At 64.0% G+C, this 20535-nt stretch carries 22 protein-coding genes; 4 read left to right on the top strand and 18 right to left on the bottom strand.

Annotated features, from left to right (window positions below; translation table 11 throughout):
* Positions 1–14 precede the first annotated feature (14 nt).
* From ABNP31_RS00785 to ABNP31_RS00775, 3 genes are all read right to left on the bottom strand, one after another.
* A complete protein-coding gene (locus tag ABNP31_RS00785) occupies positions 15–782 on the bottom strand; it encodes a uroporphyrinogen-III synthase (protein ID WP_350012907.1) in 768 nt (255 codons plus the stop codon).
* Positions 779–1720 (bottom strand): hydroxymethylbilane synthase, encoded by a 942-nt coding sequence (hemC, locus tag ABNP31_RS00780; RefSeq protein WP_238067129.1) that lies wholly within the window; start codon positions 1718–1720, stop codon positions 779–781. The genes ABNP31_RS00785 and hemC overlap by 4 nt, the downstream gene beginning before the upstream one ends.
* A 195-nt stretch (positions 1721–1915) precedes the next feature.
* The gene (locus ABNP31_RS00775; protein ID WP_015268539.1) at positions 1916–2659 is read right to left on the bottom strand and encodes a LytR/AlgR family response regulator transcription factor; all 744 of its coding nucleotides are present in this window, start codon (positions 2657–2659) and stop codon (positions 1916–1918) included.
* A gap of 297 nt (positions 2660–2956) precedes the next feature.
* On the opposite strand from ABNP31_RS00775, the gene argH reads away from it, so the two are divergent.
* Positions 2957–4351 (top strand): argininosuccinate lyase, encoded by a 1395-nt coding sequence (argH, locus tag ABNP31_RS00770; RefSeq protein ID WP_025337274.1) that lies wholly within the window; start codon positions 2957–2959, stop codon positions 4349–4351.
* Between the two features lie 105 nt (positions 4352–4456).
* Here the strand turns inward: argH and ABNP31_RS00765 are convergent, their stop codons facing one another.
* Positions 4457–5119, bottom strand: coding sequence for a glutathione S-transferase (locus ABNP31_RS00765; protein WP_085664201.1), 663 nt, complete (start codon positions 5117–5119; stop codon positions 4457–4459).
* Positions 5120–5266: 147 nt separating this feature from the next.
* Between ABNP31_RS00765 and ABNP31_RS00760 the strand changes: the two genes are divergently transcribed.
* The gene (locus ABNP31_RS00760) at positions 5267–5569 is read left to right on the top strand and encodes a hypothetical protein (RefSeq protein ID WP_085591763.1); all 303 of its coding nucleotides are present in this window, start codon (positions 5267–5269) and stop codon (positions 5567–5569) included.
* A gap of 70 nt (positions 5570–5639) precedes the next feature.
* Positions 5640–5885: a TIGR02647 family protein gene (locus ABNP31_RS00755; RefSeq protein WP_085664202.1), complete on the top strand. Its 246-nt coding sequence runs from the start codon at positions 5640–5642 to the stop codon at positions 5883–5885.
* Positions 5886–6018: 133 nt separating this feature from the next.
* On the opposite strand, the gene ABNP31_RS00750 is transcribed toward ABNP31_RS00755, so the two are convergent.
* The 9 genes from ABNP31_RS00750 to ABNP31_RS00710 all read right to left on the bottom strand — a co-directional run bounded on the left by ABNP31_RS00750 (position 6019) and on the right by ABNP31_RS00710 (position 15323).
* Positions 6019–7962 carry an FTR1 family protein gene (locus tag ABNP31_RS00750; RefSeq protein WP_350012906.1) on the bottom strand — a complete coding sequence of 648 codons (1944 nt, stop codon included), beginning with the start codon at positions 7960–7962 and terminating at the stop codon, positions 6019–6021.
* Positions 7963–8181: 219 nt separating this feature from the next.
* Positions 8182–8433 (bottom strand): DUF3077 domain-containing protein, encoded by a 252-nt coding sequence (locus tag ABNP31_RS00745; RefSeq protein ID WP_350012905.1) that lies wholly within the window; start codon positions 8431–8433, stop codon positions 8182–8184.
* A complete protein-coding gene (locus ABNP31_RS00740; RefSeq protein ID WP_350012904.1) occupies positions 8430–8705 on the bottom strand; it encodes a hypothetical protein in 276 nt (91 codons plus the stop codon). Before ABNP31_RS00740 ends, ABNP31_RS00745 begins: the two co-directional genes overlap by 4 nt.
* Positions 8706–9261: 556 nt before the next feature.
* On the bottom strand, positions 9262–10680 hold the full coding sequence (locus tag ABNP31_RS00735) for a TolC family protein (protein ID WP_350012903.1): 1419 nt from the start codon (positions 10678–10680) through the stop codon (positions 9262–9264).
* Positions 10677–11552 (bottom strand): efflux RND transporter periplasmic adaptor subunit, encoded by an 876-nt coding sequence (locus tag ABNP31_RS00730; RefSeq protein WP_010951565.1) that lies wholly within the window; start codon positions 11550–11552, stop codon positions 10677–10679. Before ABNP31_RS00730 ends, ABNP31_RS00735 begins: the two co-directional genes overlap by 4 nt.
* On the bottom strand, positions 11549–11761 hold the full coding sequence (locus tag ABNP31_RS00725) for a DUF1656 domain-containing protein (RefSeq protein ID WP_003255905.1): 213 nt from the start codon (positions 11759–11761) through the stop codon (positions 11549–11551). Before ABNP31_RS00725 ends, ABNP31_RS00730 begins: the two co-directional genes overlap by 4 nt.
* A complete protein-coding gene (locus ABNP31_RS00720) occupies positions 11758–13845 on the bottom strand; it encodes an FUSC family protein (RefSeq protein ID WP_085664207.1) in 2088 nt (695 codons plus the stop codon). The genes ABNP31_RS00725 and ABNP31_RS00720 overlap by 4 nt, the downstream gene beginning before the upstream one ends.
* A complete protein-coding gene (locus ABNP31_RS00715; RefSeq protein ID WP_025337266.1) occupies positions 13842–14294 on the bottom strand; it encodes a MarR family winged helix-turn-helix transcriptional regulator in 453 nt (150 codons plus the stop codon). The genes ABNP31_RS00720 and ABNP31_RS00715 overlap by 4 nt, the downstream gene beginning before the upstream one ends.
* A 234-nt stretch (positions 14295–14528) precedes the next feature.
* Positions 14529–15323 carry a tetratricopeptide repeat protein gene (locus tag ABNP31_RS00710; protein WP_025337265.1) on the bottom strand — a complete coding sequence of 265 codons (795 nt, stop codon included), beginning with the start codon at positions 15321–15323 and terminating at the stop codon, positions 14529–14531.
* 207 nt (positions 15324–15530) lie between these two features.
* Between ABNP31_RS00710 and ABNP31_RS00705 the strand changes: the two genes are divergently transcribed.
* Positions 15531–16091, top strand: coding sequence for a WYL domain-containing protein (locus tag ABNP31_RS00705; protein WP_025337264.1), 561 nt, complete (start codon positions 15531–15533; stop codon positions 16089–16091).
* Between the two features lie 56 nt (positions 16092–16147).
* Here ABNP31_RS00705 and ABNP31_RS00700 read toward each other — a convergent pair whose 3' ends face one another.
* The 5 genes from ABNP31_RS00700 to ABNP31_RS00680 all read right to left on the bottom strand — a co-directional run bounded on the left by ABNP31_RS00700 (position 16148) and on the right by ABNP31_RS00680 (position 20374).
* The gene (locus ABNP31_RS00700; RefSeq protein WP_085664208.1) at positions 16148–17011 is read right to left on the bottom strand and encodes an ABC transporter permease; all 864 of its coding nucleotides are present in this window, start codon (positions 17009–17011) and stop codon (positions 16148–16150) included.
* A 14-nt stretch (positions 17012–17025) separates the two neighbouring features.
* Entirely contained in the window at positions 17026–17889 is an 864-nt protein-coding gene (locus tag ABNP31_RS00695) for an ABC transporter ATP-binding protein (RefSeq protein ID WP_085664209.1), read from the bottom strand.
* Between the two features lie 6 nt (positions 17890–17895).
* Positions 17896–18915 (bottom strand): ABC transporter substrate-binding protein, encoded by a 1020-nt coding sequence (locus ABNP31_RS00690; RefSeq protein ID WP_025337262.1) that lies wholly within the window; start codon positions 18913–18915, stop codon positions 17896–17898.
* An 18-nt stretch (positions 18916–18933) separates the two neighbouring features.
* On the bottom strand, positions 18934–19833 hold the full coding sequence (locus ABNP31_RS00685) for a TauD/TfdA dioxygenase family protein (protein ID WP_085664210.1): 900 nt from the start codon (positions 19831–19833) through the stop codon (positions 18934–18936).
* 199 nt (positions 19834–20032) lie between these two features.
* On the bottom strand, positions 20033–20374 hold the full coding sequence (locus ABNP31_RS00680; RefSeq protein ID WP_025337260.1) for a hypothetical protein: 342 nt from the start codon (positions 20372–20374) through the stop codon (positions 20033–20035).
* Positions 20375–20535: the final 161 nt, after the last annotated feature.

Raw genomic sequence — 20535 nt, 5'->3', positions numbered from 1 at the left:
TTCAGCTTAGCGCCTTAAGAGGCAGGTGCAGCGCTGCGCTGCACGGCTGCCAGCAAGGCCGTGGCACTGGCGCCACGGCAATCCACAACCTGTTGGGCCCCGGCGGCCCTGGCCTGCTCGGCAACCCGAGGGCTGGGCACGAACAGCGGCAGACGCGCCAGCTGCGGCCAATCGGCGCCGGCCATCTGCTGCAAGTGTTCAAAACCCTGCCCACTGCTGACCACCAGGCCATTGAGGCGTTCCGCTTCGATGCGGCGCATCAGGGTGCCCGCCGGGTAAGCCGGCAGGCAGCGACGATACAGTTCCAGATAATCGACACTAGCACCTTGCTCTGCAAGACGCTCTGCCAGCAGTTCGCGACCTCCGACGCCACGAACGATCAAGATCCGCGGTGCCGGCACGGCAACTGCCTGGCGCAGGGCTGGCAGCGCCAGCAACGCTTCGCTGTCATCGCCACGTGGGGGGAAGCTCACCGCCAGGCCCGCGCCCTGCAGCACGGCGGCGGTTGCCTCGCCCACAGTGAACCAGCCTTGCACGGGTGGCTGCAGGCCGGCATCGGCCAGTTGCTCAAGCAACAACCGGGCTGCCGGCTTGCTGACCACGATGATCGCCCGGAAGCCCTGCAGGCCTTCCAGCAACAGGCGTTGCTGGTTTTCCACAGCGACGGGCTCGATTGCCAGCAGCGGCAGGCAGCTGCTGGCTACCCCCGCCGCTGCCAGGCTTTGCGCCAGTGCCGCACAGTCCTCGGCAGGCCGGGTCAGCAACAGGCGCCACGAACTCACGGGTGGCCGGCCTCGCCGTAGACTTCCTTGAGGATGGCCTCGGCGCCCTGCCCCAGCAGGTCCTCGGCCACCTGCACGCCCAGGGTTTCGGCGGCAGTACGTGGTGCGCGGGCATCGGCCACCAGCAGGGTACCGCCGCTGGGCTGGCCGACCAGGCCACGCAGCCACAGCTGGTCGCCTTCCAGCACCGCATAGCAGGCAATCGGTACCTGGCAGCCGCCATTCAGGCGTTTGTTCAGGGCGCGCTCGGCCACCACCCGGTCGGCGGTATCGGCATGGTGCAGCGGCGCCAGCAGCGCGTGGATTTGCTGGTCGGCGCTGCGGCATTCGATGCCCACCGCGCCCTGGCCGCCAGCCGGCAGGCTGTCATCGACGCTGATGGTGGAGGTGATGCGGTCTTCGAAGCCCAGGCGGATCAAGCCGGCGGCGGCGAGGATGATGGCGTCGTACTCACCGGCATCCAGCTTGGCCAGGCGGGTGTTGACGTTGCCGCGCAGGAAGCGGATTTGCAGGTCCGGGCGACGCGCCAGCAACTGGGCCTGGCGACGCAGGCTGGAGGTACCGACGATGCTGCCGGCAGGCAGCTCATCGAGGCTGTCAAAGGTATTGGAAACGAAGGCATCGCGCGGGTCTTCCCGCTCGCAGATGCAATACAGGCCCAGGCCTTCGGGGAAGTCCATGGGCACGTCCTTCATCGAATGCACGGCGATGTCGGCTTCGTTGTCCAGCAGGGCGGTTTCCAGTTCCTTGACGAACAAGCCCTTGCCACCGATCTTTGCCAGCGGCGCGTCGAGCAGCTTGTCGCCACGGCTGACCATGGGCACCAGGGTCACCAGCAGACCGGGGTGGGCCTGCTCGAGGCGGGCTTTGACGTATTCGGCCTGCCACAGGGCCAAGGCACTTTTACGGGTGGCAATGCGGATTTCGCGAGTGGACATGGAACGCCCCGATCCAGAGAAATGCTGTCGATGATAACAGCATCGCCGGTATCGCTAGCAGATGTGGATCAGGATCCTGTGCTTACCTGTACCGCCCAATCGCCGGCAAGCCAGCTCCCACAGAAGCCGTGCAAGGCTCAAGGCTGACGCTATACCTGTGGGAGCTGGCTTGCCGGCGATTGGGCCGGTACAGGCTCAGAGGGTTTGCATCATCTTGCGCACACCGGCCACATGGCGCCGGCTGACGGTCAGGGCGTCACCGTCCAGGCCTTTCAGGTATAGCTGGAAATGCCCCAGCGGCGTGCGCTGCAGGCGTTCGATACGCTCGCGGGCGACCAGCGCATTGCGGTGGATACGCACGAAGCGTTCGCCAAACTCGTCTTCCAGGGCCTTGAGGGGCTCGTCCAGCAGTACTTCCCCGGCCTCGTGGCGCAAGGTCACGTACTTGTGATCGGCAATGAAATAGATCACCTGGGGCAAAGGGATCAGTTCGATGCCTTTGCGCGTGCGGGCACTGATGTGGCTACGCGGGCCACCGCCTTCATTGGCGGGCCTGGTGAGCGCCGCCAATTGGGCGCGGTTGGGCTTTTCAGCCTTGCGCAAGGCATCGCGCAAGGCCTGGGCCTGGAAAGGTTTGGTCACATGGCTGAGGGTACTGTCCTTGAAAGCCTCGGCACCGTATTCATCGTCCCCGGTGCAAAACACCACCGCCGGCGGCGCCTCGCGCTCGCACAGGCGAGCAGCAACCTGCAGGCCGTCCAGGCCCGGCATGCCGATGTCCAGCAGGACCACATCGGGCTTGAGGCTTTCGATCAGCGCCAAGGCCTCCTCGCCGTTGGTGGCGCTAGGCTCCAGCACGGTGTAACCCTCCAGTTCGCCGAGCAGCCGGCTAAGCCGCTCACGGCCTTGGGGTTCGTCATCAACGATCAGGACATTCATAATTGCGCTGGATTCCTGAATGAGTCTCGCACAGGTATAGCGTAGACAGGTATGGTTCGAGCGACACTAAGGTCACGCTCTAGACCGGTGCGATGGCCAAAGATTCACTCGGCCGGCAGATTCACTGCCAGTCCTCTGTCCAACTGTAGACGGTCCGTGGAACACTGCCGTTCATTCCTGCAAATCCTTCTCTATCGTTTTCCGCGCATTTCTCTCGACCAGCGCCCTGCGGCGGCCAGCCCAAACCCTGCTATCATCGGCGCCACTTTTTCGTTCACGCCTGCAATGAGTGAATCCATGAGCACCGACAAGACCAATCAGTCCTGGGGCGGCCGCTTCAGTGAGCCCGTCGACGCCTTCGTCGCCCGTTTCACCGCCTCGGTCGATTTCGACAAGCGCCTGTACCGCCACGACATCATGGGTTCGATCGCCCATGCCACCATGCTGGCGCAAGTCGGCGTGCTCAGCGATGCCGAGCGCGACACCATCATCGATGGCCTGAAGACCATCCAGGGCGAGATCGAGGCTGGCACCTTCGACTGGCGTGTCGACCTCGAAGACGTGCACATGAACATCGAGGCACGCCTGACCGACCGTATCGGCATCACTGGCAAGAAGCTGCACACCGGCCGTAGCCGCAACGACCAGGTGGCCACCGACATTCGCCTTTGGCTGCGCGACGAAATCGACCTGATTCTGGCCGAAATCACCCGCCTGCAGCAGGGCCTGCTGGAGCAGGCCGAACGTGAAGCCGAAACCATCATGCCCGGCTTCACCCACCTGCAAACTGCCCAGCCGGTCACCTTCGGCCACCACCTGCTGGCCTGGTTCGAAATGCTCAGCCGCGACTACGAGCGCCTGGTCGACTGCCGCAAGCGTGCCAACCGCATGCCCCTGGGCAGCGCCGCGCTGGCAGGCACCACCTACCCGATCGACCGTGAACTCACCTGCAAGCTGCTGGGCTTCGAAGCCGTGGCCGGCAACTCGCTGGACGGCGTGTCGGACCGCGACTTCGCCATCGAATTCTGCGCCGCCGCCAGCGTGGCGATGATGCACCTGTCGCGCTTCTCCGAAGAGCTGGTGCTGTGGACCAGCGCACAGTTCCAGTTCATCGACCTGCCAGACCGCTTCTGCACCGGCAGCTCCATCATGCCGCAGAAAAAGAACCCGGACGTGCCGGAACTGGTACGTGGCAAGAGCGGCCGTGTGTTCGGCGCCCTGACTGGCCTGCTGACCCTGATGAAAGGCCAGCCGCTGGCCTACAACAAGGACAACCAGGAAGACAAGGAACCGCTGTTCGACGCCGCCGACACCCTGCGCGACTCGCTGCGTGCCTTTGCCGACATGATCCCGGCAATCAAGCCCAAGCACGCCATCATGCGTGAAGCGGCCCTGCGCGGTTTCTCCACCGCCACCGACCTGGCCGACTACCTGGTACGCCGTGGCCTGCCGTTCCGTGACTGCCACGAGATCGTGGGTCACGCGGTGAAGTATGGCGTGGACACCGGCAAGGACCTGGCCGAAATGAGCCTGGACGAACTGCGCCAGTTCAGCGACCAGATCGAGCAGGACGTGTTTGCCGTGCTGACCCTGGAAGGCTCGGTGAATGCCCGTAACCACATTGGTGGTACCGCACCGGCGCAGGTGCGTGCGGCCGTCGCCCGCGGCAAGGCGCTGCTGGCTTCGCGTTAAGGCCCATTGCGAGGGCTTCGCCCTCGTTCGCGGGCACGCCCGCTCCCACAGGTACATCGTTTCCCTGTGGGAGCGGGCGTGCCCGCGAAGGGTCCAACACCAGACTCAGCGCTTGCCGCTGCGAATCATCTCCATGAAGGCCGGCATCGCCGCCTCCTTGTCCGCCACGATCCGCGCCATGTGCGGATTGTCGCCCATCAGCTGCAGCAACGCCTTGGCCTCTGGGAAGTCCGCCAGGAAGTCGATGTTCAGCACCTTCTTGCCCACCGCACAGGCCAGGTCTACCGAGAAGCAGAACATCAGGTCTGCCAGGGTCAGTTGCTCACCCGCCACATAGGGTGCGAAGCGGCCGTTGCGCTTGAGCGTGGCAAAACCGGCCAGCAGGTCGGCGCGGGCTTTTTCCTTTATCAGCGGCTCGACCTGCATACCAAAGAAAGACTCGGCATAGCAGGTACGCGCCGGCAGTTCGATGTACAGCTCGATTTCCTTGAGCAGCTCACGCACCTTGGCCTGCCCGAACGGGTCGGCCGGCAGCAGCGCCTTGCCGCCCTGGGTCTGCTCGATATAGTCGAGGATCACACTGGTTTCGCTGAGGAAGCCGTGTTCGGTCTGCAGCACCGGCACCTTGCCTCGCGGGCTCACTTCCAGCGCCTGTGGCGCCTGGCCGCCATAGAAGGTGACTTCCTCGAAGGGCAGGCCTTTTTCCAGCAGGGCCAGCTTGACCATGTTGTAGTAGTTGCTGACCGAGAATCCATGAAGCTTGAGCATGAGGTAACAGCCTCCAGGCCGTAAGGGGTTGGCCCGGCTTTTATAGACCGTACGCCCGCTCCTGACCAGCGTCATGCGCCCCGTCAATGCCCGGGCATTGCCGCCACAGGCGTGGCACACTGTGCATCCCATCACAGGAGTACCGCCATGAGCGAGCCCACCGACATCGACAATGACGACGACGAAGCCTTCGCCGAGGCAACGCTGACCCAGGCCATCGAGAACCAGATCGAAAGCGGCGACCCGGCGGCGGCGAAAGCCACATTCAACAAACTGACCCTGGTCGGTTACGAGCGCGAAGACATTCTCAACCTGATGGCCCATGTACTGGCCTTCGAAATTGACAATATGCTGGTGGAAGACCGCGAGTTCGACCGCGAGTGGTACGAGAATGCCCTGCGCGCGCTGCCGGAACTGCCGCCTGAGATGGATCAAGGCGAGGACGAATAACCCGGCTACACTCGAAGGTCAGGCACCGTAGAACGGTGCCGTCATCCTTGTCTGGAAGTCAGGAGTCGCCATGCCTTTTACCCCCGATCTGATCGACGAACTGGAAGTACTCGCGCTGTTCAAACACGATAGCAGCCAGGAAGGCATCAAGATAACCAGCACCGCCGCCCCCGCCCTGATCGCGGCTGCAAAACGCCTGCATGAAAAGGGGCTGACCGATCAACCTGATGGCGGCTACCTGACCAGCCTGGGTCATGACGCTGTCGAAAGCGTCCAGTTGCTGCAGAACATTCTCAAGGCGCCACAGCCGGCCTGAACTGATAATGCCAGGGGCTGCCTTGCAGCCCATCGCCGGCAAGCCGGCTCCCACAGGTACTGCAAATGGCTTGAGGCCGATGCGGTCGGGGTGGGAGCTGGCTTGCCGGCGATGGGCCGCAGCGCGGCCCCAATCAGTTGGCCGCTGCCCTGCGCTTCTCCGCCAGGCGCGAGCGCCCGTACAGGAACACGATGGCCAGCAAGGCCAGCGCCTGCGCCGAAAGCGAGTAGGCGTCAGCGTGAATCCCCAGCCAGTCGAACTCGAAGAACGCCACCGGCCGCGTTCCAAGTACCCCGGCCTCTTGCAGCGCCTTCACGCCATGCCCGGCGAACACCACCGACAAGGCACATAGCAGCGCGGCGTTGATGCTGAAGAACAGCGACAGCGGCAGCTTGGCCGAGCCACGCAGGATCACCCAGGCCAACCCCACCAGCAGCACCAGCGCCGTGGCACCACCCGCCAGCACCGCCTGGTGCCCGGCTGGGCCGGCCTGCAGCCACAGGGTTTCGTAGAACAGGATCACTTCGAACAGTTCGCGGTAAACCGAGAAGAACGCCAGCACGGCAAAACCGAAACGTCCGCCACCACTGACCAGGCTGCTCTTGATGTAGTCCTGCCAGGCGGCGGCATGGCGGCGGTCGTGCATCCACACGCCAAGCCACAGCACCATCACCGCGGCGAAAAGCGCCGTGCAGCCTTCCAGCAGTTCGCGCTGGGCGCCACCGACGTCGATCACGTAGGCTGCCAGCGCCCAGGTTGCGAAACCAGCCACCAACGCCAGGCCCCAGCCGATGTTGACGCTGCGCACCGCCGACTGCTGGCCGGTATTGCGCAGGAAGGCCAGGATCGCCGCCAGCACCAGAATCGCCTCCAGGCCTTCGCGCAGCAGGATCAGCAAGCCGGATACAAAGCTCAGCGACCAGCTCAGGCCATCGCTGCCCAGCAGCTTGGAAGCCTGCTCGAGCTTGGCCTTGGCTTCGCTCAGGCGTTGCTCGGCCTGGGCCACGGGCAAGCCGTCCTGCAGCGACTGACGGTACGCCATCAGCGATTTTTCGGTGTCCTTGCGCGCCTGGGTGTCGATGTTGTCCAGCGAGCTTTCCACCAGCTCGAAGCCTTCCAGGTAGGCCGCCACTGACAGGTCATAGGCCTGGTCGTGATCACCTGCGCGGTAGGTCGCCAGGCTCTTGTCCAAGGTGCTCGCGGTGTATTCGAGCAATTGCGCCGGGCCACGCTTGACCTGTGGCGGCTGGGCGCGCTGGGCGCGGAACGCCTCCACGACCGTGGCACCTTCGCTGGCGGAGACTTCGGCCGGGGTCTGGCGGGCCAGGTCGGCGATGTTCCAGGTCTTGTCGCCTTTGCCGGCTTCTGGCTTGGCGGTGAAGCTGGCGATGTAGGCAGCCACATCCCAACGCTGGCGGTCGTCCAGCTGGTCGGCAAACGAAGGCATCTCGGTGCCATCGATACCCAGGGCCAGGGTGTTGTAAAGGTCGAACAGGCTCAACTGGTCGAGGCGCGAAACATCGCGCAGGTTGGCCGGTGCCGGCTCAAGGCCTACGCCTGCCGGGCCGTCGCCCGCGCCGTTATCACCGTGGCAGATCGAGCAGTTTTGCGCGTACAGCGAAGCGCCACGGGCTGGGTCAGGCGTGATAACCGGGGCTTGGCTGACCTCATAGGCCACTGCCAGGCGCGCGCCCAGCTGACGGGCCTGCTTGGCCACCGTTGGGCCGTCCTGACGCTGGTCGATGGCCTGACGCAGCGCCTGGACGCCCTGCTCCAAGGCCGCTTGTTCGGCATGCGCAGGCAGGCCTTTGACCAAGTCGGCCAACACCGCGCTGAACTCCTGCTGCTCGCGGTATTCACCATCGTCGATCACCTTGCCTTCTTGCACGGTCGGCGGGTAGTCGGCGCCAATGTAGTCGAGCAGGTGCAAGGCCTTGGTGGCCTCGGCGGGGGCTTCGGCCAGCGCCAAAGTGCTACACAGCGCCAGCACCGGGCCGAGCAATATAGCCGGCAGCCAGGCAAGCAGACGGGAACGGGTTTTCATGGCCAGTCTCGAAGGAAATGCGAAAGAGAACATTGTTCACTTCCACTTTGCTTCGCTCAAGGGTGCCGGGCGGATTTCATGAAAAATCTTGCTACAAATCAGATGATGGGATGTCCGCCGTTGGATGTTCCTCGCCTGTGAGATCGAGCGCCGCGCGGGCGGCGCTCGATCTCACAGGCGAGGAACATCTAGCGGCGAACACCTGCCAACCCTAACGCGAGGCCTGCTGTAGCGGCCGCAGGTTCCTGATGGTTACTGAAGACCCTTGTTCAGCCCTAGCTCCATATCATCGATCAGCGCCTTGGCCATCTCGCTGAGTATCCGCGCAGCACTGCCGGCAATGCGGTCGTTATCCATTTCCGCTTCGGTGGTCAAGTGGCGGATACAGCCAAGCAACACCGATAGCTGAGAAAATGCATGGCTGAACGGCACGTTGGGCTGCAGGCGGAACAGGTCAAAGGTTTCCACCCCTGCGGTTGCAGAGTCTCTCGGGTCATTGCTCATCGGGCCGCTCCTTGATCGCGGTGGGTTGCATGTGCGTGATCACACACGGCATTGATCAGGCGGCAGAGCAAACGAATATTCATGCCCATGGCATTGCGCTTGTCGCCGGGAGGGTTGTCGAGAAGGACTGTGGTGGTGTGGTCGATGGTCAGGGTGAAGGCGCTGACCAGTTCTTCGCAGTCTTGGGGGCTAAGTGGCTCGATTAGTGAGAGCGCGGGAGGGTCGAGCAAAAGCAGATCGGTAACAGGTGGATCGGGGACGAGCTTATTCATGGCAGAACTCCGTATGGTGGATTGAACTGCTCTCCTCCTTGTCTCACGAAGTTGGGTGGCAGTCGTGTACGGTGTGAGACACGGGACATACGGTAACCCCGGCCAGGCCGAAGCCTGTCCGCACACGACCGCCATAACGCGGTGCTACCGAATGTAAACCGGGTGTCTCACGCCCGATCGCCTTGCGAGGCGACCCCACGACAGTAGTCCGGGAACACTTCCCAGCCAAGACAGCACCTTCCGACAGGTGCTGTAGGATAATTCGACATGGCATCCGAACTGAAGCATTTGGTTTCAGGTTCGGAAATGTCTTACAGCTCTAGGGCCTAGGCGAGGGCTTTGCCCTCGATCGCCGGCAAGCCAGCTCCCACAGGTGGACTACAGGGCTCGAAAACAGCGCAGTACATGTGGGAGCGGGCGTGCCCGCGAAGAATTCAACGCGGTGGCTGGCACCGGCTGCGCCGGTGTTCGCGGGCACGCCCGCTCCCACAGGGTCCCCGCTAAATCAGTAAGTTATGTGCAGCTCTATGGGAGCTGGCTTGCCGGCGATTGGGCCTCAAGGCTTGGCGGTGCCCTTCCACCCCCCACCCAACGCCAGGAACACACCAATCTGCCCCTGAGCCACTTGGCTATTGGCCGCTGCCAGCTGCGCGCGCATGTCGGTATAGGTACGCGTCGCCTGTAGGTCGGCCAGGAACGATTCACGCCCCGCCTGGTAATAGCGATGAGTCTGGTCCGCCGCTTCCTTGGCCGACTTCTCCGCCTCGGCCAGCGCGTCACGCCGGTCCAGCAGGGCGCTGTACTGCGCCAGGCGGGTCTGGGTCTCGCGAATGGCGTTCAACACTACCCCGTCAAAATTCGCCAGGGCTGCCTGGGTCGAGGCTTCGGCCATGCGAATGCGGGCGCGGGTGCCGTTGGTGGGGATGGTCCAGCTGATCTGCGGGCCGAAGCCCCAGCGGTTGGTCGCCGGCTCGCCAAGGTTCTCGAGGATACCGATGGTGCCAATCTGGGCGCCAATGCTGATGTCGGGGTACAGGGCGCCGGTGGCCACGCCGATGTAGGCAGTGGCAGCGGCCAGCTGCCGTTCGGCCTGACGCACGTCGGGACGGCGCTTGAGCAACGCCGCGCCATCGCCCACCGGGACCAGCTGGTTCAGGTGCGGCAGCTCGGCACAATCGGCAGTGCCGGCAGGCAACTGATCAACCGGTTTTGCCAACAAAGCGGCCAGTGTGTACATGCCAGTCTCGCGCTCCGCCTTGAAGCGTGGCAGTTCGGCGCGCAAGGATTTGAACTGGGTCTGCGAGCGGGTGACCTGGGTTTCGTCGCCACGCCCGGCATCACGCAGGCGCTGGTTAAGCTTCACGCTCTGCTCCTGCAGGTCGAGCGACTCGCGGGCAATGTGGTATTCCTCGTTGGCCGAGCACACCTGGGTGTAGGCCTTGACCACATCCGCCACCAGGGTGATGCGGGCGGTATCGGCGGCGGCCTGCACTGCGTCGGCATTGGCCTTGGCCGCCTCGGTGCCACGCTTGAAAGTACCCCACAGGTCGAACTGGTACGAAGCACTGATGATGGCTTCGCCGATGTTGGCCACCGGCACTTTCTCTGGCAGCAGGAAGGCCTCGCCCGATTCCTGCAGGCGCTGGGCGCCAAGTTTGACGCCGCCGTTGAAGCCACCTTGCGACTCAGCCACTTCGACCTGGGCGCGCGCCTTGGCAATGTTGGCGGCAGCCACGCGCAGGTCGGTGTTGGCACTCAGGGCCTGGCGCACCAGCTCGTTCAGCCGTTGATCCTGGTACAGCTGCCACCAGTCCTCAGGCACCGGTGCCGATACCACGCTGTCGGCATCCTGGCGCAGCGGGCCGTTGAGGTCGCTGCGTTGCACCGCCGCGTCCTTCGGCACCTCATAGTCGGGGCCGACCATCATGCAGGCCCCCAACGACAGGCACAGCCCCGCCAGGATCAGCTGTTTCATGGGCGCTGGCCCTCGATGATCGACACCGTGGCGGTTCGCCCGGCAATCATGCGGAAGTCTTGCGGCACTTCATCAAAGGCGATGCGCACCGGAATACGCTGGGCCAGGCGCACCCAGCTGAATGCGGGGTTGACGTTGGGCAACAGGTTGGCACCACTGCTGCGGTCGCGGTCTTCGATGCCGGCGGCAAAGCTTTGCACATGGCCACGCAGGCGGGTGTTGTCGCCCATGACGCGAATGTCCACGGCATCGCCGATGTGGATACCGCCAAGCTTGGTTTCCTCGAAGTAGCCATCGACGTGGTACGAGGCGCTGTCGACCACCGACAGCACCGGGCGGCCGGCGGTGACGAATTCGTGATTACGCGGTGCTCGGTCGTTCAGGTAACCGTCCACCGGGCTGCGCACCACCGAGCGGTCGAGGTTGAGCTGGGCGGTATCGACGGCCACCTGCGCTTCGCTGACGGCGGAACGGGCACGGGCCTCGCGGGACTGGCTTTCTTCCAGCTGCTCGGCGGCCACCAGGTTGCCCAGCTTGCGGTTGCGCTGCGCTTCGCGGGAGGCCTGGGCCAGGGTTTCCTGGCGCTCACCCAGGGTCGCCTTGGCCTGGCGCAGGGCCAGGGTGAAGCGGTCCTGGTCGATGGTGAACAGCACATCGCCGCGCTTGACGGTCTGGTTGTCACGCACCTCGACCTTCTGGATCAGCCCGGACACGTCCGGGGCAATCTGGATCACGTCGGCGCGGATGTGGCCGTCGCGGGTCCAGGGGGCGAACATGTAGTACACCACCATCTGCCACACGAGCACGGCGGCGAAGGTCACTACCAGCAAGGTCAGGACCACACGGCCCAGGGTCAGCAAAGGTTTTTTCATGGCAGCATCAGGTTTCGGCAAAAGTGGTCCACCGCACCAAGCAGCACGGCATACAGAGCAACGTTGAACAACGCCCGGTGCCAGACCAGGCGGTAGAAATGCAGGCGCACCAGCACCGCGTGCACCCCGAGGAACAGCAGGTAGGTGCCAAACATCATCACCAGCAGCGTGGGCAGGAATACCCCGCTGATATCCAGTTCACCAATCACAGGGGCGCTCCGTCGAGGCCGGGGGGCAGTTGCGGTTGTTCGGCTGGCTCGAGCATCACCTCCACGCCCGGCAGCAGCGCCAGGCGCAGGCCGCTCAGCGCGTGCAGCAGGTGGGTACGGGCATCGCCGCGCTCGTACAGCTCATCCAGGTTCAGCGCCAGGCGCGCGCGCTCCATGTTGCGCAGCAGCGCGGCCGGGGCGTGCAGGCGCTCGCCGGCGCGCAGGCAGGCGGCGTAGTGTGCGCCGACTTCCTCGACTACCGTGTTCAGGCGCTCACGAGCCTGCTGCCCGGCACGCGGCATATAGGCCAGCAGGTCGAGCAGGTTCAACCCCACGCGCAGGTCGCGCAGTGCCACGCCGCTGTCCTGCCCGGTTTGCGACAAGCGCGGCAGGTGCTGCATCAGGCGGTCGAGCATCTGCACACCGACCTGGCGGTGCTCGGCCAGGGTGGCCGGCTCGGTCATTTCGACGATGTCGCGCCAGGCGAAGCGGGTCATGCGCTTGGCTGCCAGCTCCACGCCGAACGGGCGCATCACCAAGGTCCAGATGAAGGCGAACAGCAGCCCCACGGGGCCGGCCAGGTTGGAATTGAGGAAGGTGAAGAAGTCAGCATCGTAGGCACCCTGGATGCTGATGAAGGTCGAGGTGTTGACGATGGTCAGCAAGGTACCCAGGTAGAAGCGCGGCTGCACGGTCAGGGTGCCAACGCAGATGAATGGCACGGCGAAGGCCAGCACCAGCATCGGGAAGTCGTGCAGGTTGGGCAGCACCAGGAATAGGTACAGGCTGGAGAAGATGACCGACATCAGCGTCCAGAAGAAGAACCTGTAGATCTGCGGCGCCGGGTCATCCATGGCGGCGAAGAAGCTGCACGACACGGCGGCGAGGATCACTGCGCTGGCGCCGTCGTTCCAGCCCAGGCCAATCCACAAGCCGCAGGCGACAACGATCGCCAGCACGGTTGAGGCCACCGAATACAGCATCAGGCCACGGTCGAAGAACGCCGTCAGGCGACCCAGGCGCCAGTGGCGGTACACCGCGCGCCAGGGTTTGGGATCGTCGCTGCGCAGGGCATGTTGCAGGCTGCAGCAGTCCTGCCACAGGTCGGCCCATTCGGTCAGGCGATACAGGGCGTTGGACAGCAGCAGTTCGGCGCGCTGGTCGAGGGCAGCGGCGCCGGGCTGCAGGCGCTCGATCTGTTCGTGCAGGGCGGTCCAGCGGGCGACCGAGGCGCTGTCGACGGTGCCTTTGAGCCATTCGCGGGCGGCATCGAGCAACGGCTGCAACTGGGCGAACTGTGCCGGGGCGCGGCCTTCGAGGGCGACCAGGGCGTCGTCGAGGGCATCGATCACGGGCAGCAGGTGGATCATGCGCCCGCGCAACTCGCGGGCATTCTTCAGGGTGTGCGGACCAGCGCCTTCATGGCCGAGCTGGCCGATCATCAGCTCCAGCGAGTTGAAGGTGGCGACCATCGCCCCGCGCATGCCGCCAACCTGGTCTGCGCTGGCCTGGCGGGCCAGGTAGGTGTCGCTGTAGCGGATCGCTTCGGTGAACCAGCTACCAGTGGCACCGACTACAACTGGCGCCAGCCGGCGTGGCCAGAAGATCGCTCCGACCACCGCCGCGCAGACGATCCCCAGGCAGATTTCCTGGGCGCGGGAAGACGCCACGTCGAACACAGCAAGCGGGTTGTCGACCACCGCCAGGGCAATCATCGGCAAGGTGTAGCCGGCCAGCATCAGCACGTAGTTGTTGGCGGTGCGCAGGTTCAGCGAAAGGAACAGCAAGGTGCCGGTCCACAGAGCGATGGCGATGCTCAGCAGCAACGGCGACTGCACCAGCGGTGGTACCAGGAAAATCGCCCCGCCGGCACCGAGCAGCGTGCCCACGGCACGGTACAGGGCCTTGGAGCTGGTGGGGCCAAGGAACGGGCTGGAGACGATGTACACCGTGGCCATGGCCCAATAGGGGCGCGGCAACTGCATGAGCAGGGCGATGTACAGGGCGATCATGGAGGCGGCAAAGGTACGCACGCCATAGAACCAGTCGCGGGCCGGGGGCACCGAGCTGAAGAAACCGTTCATGCTGCCCCGCCTGTGTTGCCCAGGCCGGCGGCTTCGAAGGCACGCAGCACGCGCAAGGCGGCTTCCAGGTCGGCCTGGTCGATGCCATGCAGCACCTCGCGACGCAGGCGCACCAGTTCGGCTTCGATGGACTCGGCCAGGGTGCGGCCTTCGGCGGTCAGGCTCAGGGCCTTGGCGCGGCGGTCCAGCGGGTCTTCGCTGCGACATACCAGGCCAGCCTTGCACAGCTGGTCGAGCAGGCGCACCAGCGACGGGCTTTCCAGGCCGGCGGCCTGGGCCACGGCCACCTGATGCACGCCGTCACCCAGGCGCACGATCATCAGCAACGGCGCGGCGCAGGCCTCGGAAATGCCGTAACCGGTCAGGGCGGTATGGCAGATGCGCCGCCAATGGCGGGCGGCAACCACCATGCCACTGCTGACTTGCAGGCGCAGGAGATCAAGGGACATGACAGGAACCAAGGATATTCATAGTTTGCTAACTATCAATATACGCCTGTGCCTCCCCCTGTCGTCAACCAGGGGGATGGATGAATTGTTGTTCATGCTGGGCCTTCTGGCCTGCCTGTGCCGGCCTCTTCGCGGGTAAACCCGCTCCCACAGGTGCTGCATAGGATTCAGCCATGCGCGGTACCTGTGGGAGCGGGTTTACCCGCGAAGAGGCCCGGACAGGCAACAGAGCATTCAGGGCTGTATCTGGTCTTCCAGCTTCATGGTCAAGGCCAGTGTACTGCCCATCTGCACCGCCCGGTCACGCCACTCCTGGTAGCGGCCCTCGTCACGGCTGCTGAAGTGCACCGCCAGCTCTTCGGCCGCCTGTACCACCCCCGCAGCTGCCGCCAGCTCCAGCCAGTACAGCGCGGCCTTTAGATCAGCCTCCACGTACAGCCCATGCATCAGCCGGTAGCCCACCTCGAAACGGCAGCGTGCCTCGCCCTGCTCGGCCCCGCGCAGGAACCACTGGTAGGCCTGCACTAGGTCGACCTGCCACTGCAGGCCGCCATCACACACCTCTTCCTCGTACAGGTCGCCCAGCGCGGCAGCGGCATGCAGCATGCCCCGCTCGAAAGCCTGCCGGTAGCACTCCGCCGCCTGCATGTAAGAGGGCTCGATGCCTTTGCCAAAGTAATGTTGCTGCCCAAGGTTGAACCATGCCGCGGCATTGCCTTGCAGGGCCGCCATGCGCAACAGGTGGCCGGCCAACACGGTGTCAGCACGCCAGTATTTGCCGTTGAGCCAGATCCAGCCAAGGTCGTTGAGCGCCGCCACGCTGCCTTGCAAGGCCTGGCGGCGCAGGTCGACGTACACCGCCTGCAAGTCGCTGGCTTCGTCCAAGCGGCTGACCAGCAGCGAGCGCTGGCTGGGCAACCCTATCCCGGCAAACAGTCGCTGTCGCCTCCCGACAGCGGCCGGTGGGGCAATGACCCGCTCGGGCAAAAGGCGGGCAAGCAGCGAATGGATATTGCTGGCAGCAGACATGTTCATCCTCATTGAACGACACACAACCCCAACCTTCGGCTGTGATGAGGCGTGATTCTGCGTGACGTAACGTCAAAACCTGTCGCGAACGATTCGGCGCCAGGCAACCAAATGCGACTTCCTTGATCTGAGCAGGCTGTGGCCAATTGCCATGACCCACGCCTGCCGCCATCCTATTGCGGCAAGCCTAGACAAGGACGTTATCTTTTGCCGTTCGCCACAACTCGCGCCACCCTCAGCCGACAGTGGGCGCTGCTGCGCCAGTTGCCCAGCCGCTCCCCAGGCATTACCAGCGCCGAATTGGTCTGGCGCCTGCGTGACGTGGGCTTCACTGTCAGCAAACGCACTGTCGAGCGTGATCTCAATGAGCTGTCGCTGATATTTCCGCTGGAGCGCAATGACAAGAGCATCCCGTTTGGCTGGCATTGGTCGGCGAGCGCAGTGGGCGACTTGCGCGGCAATTTCGACTTGTTGACGCACCTGCGCGGTGATGCGCTGCAACCGGCTCGGGGTGAGGGGGTGGAGTTGGTGGCGCGGATCAGCGATACGCTGGCGCGGCAGTTGCGGGTTGCGCCGTTGAGTAGCGACATGCAGCTGACGGCCTTGGAGCACGGGCATCGGTTGCAGGCCACGGTGAGTGACGGCTGGCCGTTGCGCTGGTGGCTGTTGAGCCATGGCGATGGGGTGGTGGTGGAGCAGCCGGGCGGCTTGCGGGAGGAGATTGGCAAGATCCTGAGCAATGCGGCGGCGCAGTACCAGAATTTTTAGCCTGTGCTGGCCTCTTCGCGGGCTTGCCCGCTAAGAGGCCGGCACAGGCATACCAGTTAGCGCTGCATGCCCCAACGCCGTACCGTCAGCCGCTCGAGGGTATTGAACACCAGCCCTTCCACCAGCAAGCCGATCAGGATCACCACCGCCAACCCGGCAAACACCTTGTCGGTGTACAGCTCGTTGCGGTTCTGGAAGATGTACCAACCCAACCCGCCTTTGCCACTGCTGGCCCCGAACACCAGCTCGGCAGCGATCAGTGTGCGCCAGGCGAATGCCCAGCCGATCTTCAGCCCCGAGAGGATCGACGGCAACGCCGCCGGCACCAGGATATGCAGCACCAGCCGCAGCCCTTTCAGGCCGTAATTGCGCCCGGCCATACGCAGGGTTTCCGACACGCCGAGAAAGCCCGCATAGGTGTTCAGCGCCAGCGCCCATAGCACCGAGTGCACCAGCACGAAGATCAGGCTGTTGTCGCCCAGCCCGAACCACAGCAAAGCCAGCGGCAACAGGGCAATCGCCGGCAACGGGTTGAACATCGAGGTAAGGGTGCCCAGCAGATCGCGCCCAAGCTGGGTCGACACCGCCAGGCTGGTGAGGCCGAAGGCCAGGATGATCCCCAGCAGGTAACCCTTGAGCAGAATCACCAGCGACACGCCAACCTTGGCCGGCAACTCACCGCTGACCATGCCGTCCCACAGCGCCGTGGCCGTCTGCAGGAAGGTCGGTAGCAGCAGGTCGTTGCCCTGGTAGCGGGCAATGGCCTCCCACAGCGCGGCGATCACCAGCAGGATGACCGCCTTGCGCAACCAGCCGTGCTGCCACAGGCGCTGAGCCAACGGCAGGTTGCGCTCCACAGGCACACTGAGCAAAGGCTCCAGCTGCACCTCGTATTCCTGGCGTACAGGTGTAGTGGTCATGGCTGAAGCTCCTGTCAGTAGGCGATACGGATATCGTTGAAACCAAGATCGTCGGGCTGTTCGGGGGCATCCACCTCATCGAACAGCAAACGATGGATGCGCCGGGCACTGGCCTGGAAGTCGCTACCACCCAGGCTGCCCAAGTCGTACTGGTGGCTGTGCACTTCGGCGCGCACCCGCCCCGGGTGGGGGGACAACAGCAGGATGCGGTTGCCGACCACCAGAGCCTCTTCGATGGAGTGGGTAACGAACAGCAGGGTAAAACGCACCTCCTCCCACAGCAGCAGCAGTTCTTCCTGCATCTTGCGCCGGGTCAGCGCATCAAGTGCCGCGAACGGTTCGTCCATCAGCAGGATCTTCGGCTGCGTGGCCAAGGCCCGGGCAATTGCCACGCGCGCTTTCATACCGCCCGACAGGGTGTGTGGGTAGGCATCGGCGAAGGCGGCCAGGCCGACTTTGTCCAGGTAGTGCAGCGCCCGCTCCTCGGCCTCGGCGCGTTTCAGCTGGCCCGACACCAGAAGAGGGAACATGACGTTCTGTTTCACCGTCTTCCATGGCGGCAGCTGGTCGAACTCCTGGAACACCACGATGCGGTCGGGGCCTGGGCCGCTGACTGGCTGACCTTGCAGTAGAATCTGCCCCTCCTGGGGCGAGATGAACCCGGCCACGGCCTTGAGCAAGGTGGACTTGCCGCAGCCGGAGGGGCCGAGCAGCACGAAGCGGTCGGCACGGTCGACTTCGAAGCTGACCTGGTGGGTGGCCCGCACCACGCGTTGCGCGGTGCGGTATTCGAGGCTGAGGTTATCCACCTTGAGCAAAGGCGGCGTTGCGACACGGCTCAGGTTGCTGGCCGTGTGGCCTGGCAATGGGGCGGTCATGATCGGTCAGCTCCCCTGCAGCGGGCGTTCATCCTGGAAGAAGTAGTCCTTCCACGATTCCGGCTTGTGCTTGATGGCGCCTACTCGATAGAGGAAGTCGGCCAGCTTGTAGGTGTTCTTTGGCGTGACGGTGAATTCGTACTGCGGGTTGTCGATCAGCTTGATCAACGTGTCGCGGTCGATCTTGGCCTTGGTCACGCGGATGTAGGTGTCGGCGGCGGCCGCCTTGTCCTTCTGGGCAAAGTCCGCGGCTTCGGCCAGCGCATCGACGAAGGCCTTGTAGGTCTTGGGGTTGTCCTTGCGGAATTTTTCGGTGGCGAACAGCAAGGTCGGCGAGTTGGGGCCGAGCAGGTCGTAGCTGTTGAGCACCACGTGCACGTTCTTGTTGGCCAGCACCTGGTCCTGGAACGGCGGGTTGGAGAAGTGCCCGTTGAGTTCGGTGCCGCCGGCCAGCAGCGCGGCAGTGGCATCCGGGTGCGGCACGGCCAGGGTGTACTTGTCGAGGCGGTTGTATTCCTTGTCGCCCCATTGCTGGGCGGCGGCGTATTGCAGGAAGCGCGACTGCACCGAAACGCCTACCGCCGGCACGGCGATGCGGTCCTTGTCGGAGAGGTCGGCAATGGTCTTCACGTTGGGGTTGCTGCTGACCAGGTAGTACGGGAAGTTGCCCAGCGAGGCCACGGCCTTGACGTTCTGTCGGCCCTTGGTACGGTCCCACACGGTCAACAGTGGGCCGACGCCGGCACCGGCGATGTCCACCGAACCGGACAGCAGTGCGTCGTTGATGGCCGACCCACCCGACAGCTGGGCCCAATCGACTTCGATGTCGATGCCCTGCTCCTTGCCATGTTTTTCGATCAGATGCTGGTCACGCACTACGTTCAGCAGCAGGTAGACAATGCCGAACTGTTCGGCGATGCGAATCTTGCCTTCTGCTTGCGCCGCGGCGGGGGCCGCCAGGCTGCCTACGACCAGGCTTGCGCCCAGGCCGATGCTTGCCGCCAGGCGGCTGATGGATTTACGCATGATGGGTTTCCTCAGTCGTCAGAACGGGGCATCGCCCTGGATGGTGGTGCGGTAAAGCTTGCGCCGCAGGTGTGCGGGGCAGCCGGTGGCCAGGTGGATCAGCGAGCGGTTGTCCCAGAACACCATGTCGTGGGGCTGCCACTGGTGGCGGTAGATGTTCTGCTCCAGCACGCTCAGGGCATACAGCTGTTGCAGCACGTCGCGGCTTTCGTCGCTTGGCAGGCCGACGATGCGGGTGGTGAAACCTTCGCTGACGAACAGCGCCTTGCGGCCGTTTTCCGGGTGGGTACGGACCACCGGGTGGATGACTTCCTGTACCTGCTCCAGTTGCTCGGCGGTCAGGGTCGGGCGCCAGTTGCCTTCGAATTTGGTCTCGGCGTAACGGGCGGTGTAGGAGTGCGCAGCATCACGGCCCTCGATGACCTTGCGCAGGGCCGCGGGTACGGCGTCCCAGGCCTTGTGCATGTCGGCGAACAAGGTATCGCCGCCCTCGTCGGGCAGTTCCTGGGCATGCAGCATGGAGCCGAGGCTGGGCAGTTCCTTGTACGACAGGTCCGAGTGCCAGAACTTGCCGGCATCACCCAGGCCGATGTTCTGGCCGTTTTCGACGATGTTGGAAACGATCAGGATCTCGGGGTGGCCGGCGAGCAGGAACTGCTTGAGCACATGGATCTGCAATGGACCAAAACGGCGGCTGAAGGCGATCTGCTGGTCGGGGCTGATGCGCTGGTCGCGGAACACCAACACATGGTGATCGAGGTGGGCGCGATGGATACGGGCGAAATCCTCGGCGTTGACCGGTTTGGCCAGATCCAGGCCGATGATCTCGGCGCCTACGGCACCGGAGAACGGGCGGATTTCGAAGCGTTGCGGCTGGGCGCTGTCGATGATCGACAAGGCGTTCGAGGCGGCTGACATTTTTCACTCCCACGCAGTGCGCGACTTCAATGGCGCGCAACGATCAGAAACGCACGGGGATTTCCCGTGTGGGTTCAAGTCGTGCGGCGCATCGATTGGTCGACGGGTACGCAGTGGAAGTGACTATAAAGTCATAAGAGCTATATTTTAAATACCGTTAAAGAATAACCATAGCACTGCTGCCAGGGGTGCTACGCAATCAGATCAAGCCGCCCTGCTCTTCTTCATCGATGAGATTGTTCAGGCTGCTGAGCGCCTTGCGCGCTGTAGAACGGTTGAGCAGCTTGGCCTGCGCACCGGGGGGCAGGTCGGTGATCTTGAACACACCCTTGGCGGTCAGCACATCGATCAGGTCCTCGAGCACGCGGATCATGTCGAGGTCGCTTTGCTTGAGCTGATTGAGGCTGTTTTCCACCACGTCATGGGCAAACCATTCCTGGATATCGGCATGGTCGGCGGGGAGCATTTCGGTGAACTCGTCAAAAGCGGCTGCTTCTACCCGCAGCAACTGGCCAGCGGCATCGCGTTGCACGTAGAACATGGCGGTGTCCCTCGTCACATTGGTTCCTTGGTGGTAGACAGCAGCATAGGCAAAGATCACCAGGCACGCCGGCCCGGCGCCAGAGTATGCGCTGTCATGGAGTTGCGGGAAAGGCCCAGGCACGCGCCCTGTAGGAGCGGCCTTGTGTCGCGATAGGGCCG

It is taken from the genome of Pseudomonas asiatica (genome assembly GCF_040214835.1).
GTDB classification, from domain to species: domain Bacteria; phylum Pseudomonadota; class Gammaproteobacteria; order Pseudomonadales; family Pseudomonadaceae; genus Aquipseudomonas; species Aquipseudomonas putida_Z.
Note: the sequence above shows the minus strand (reverse complement) of the source record. Positions and strands in the feature narration are given on the sequence as shown.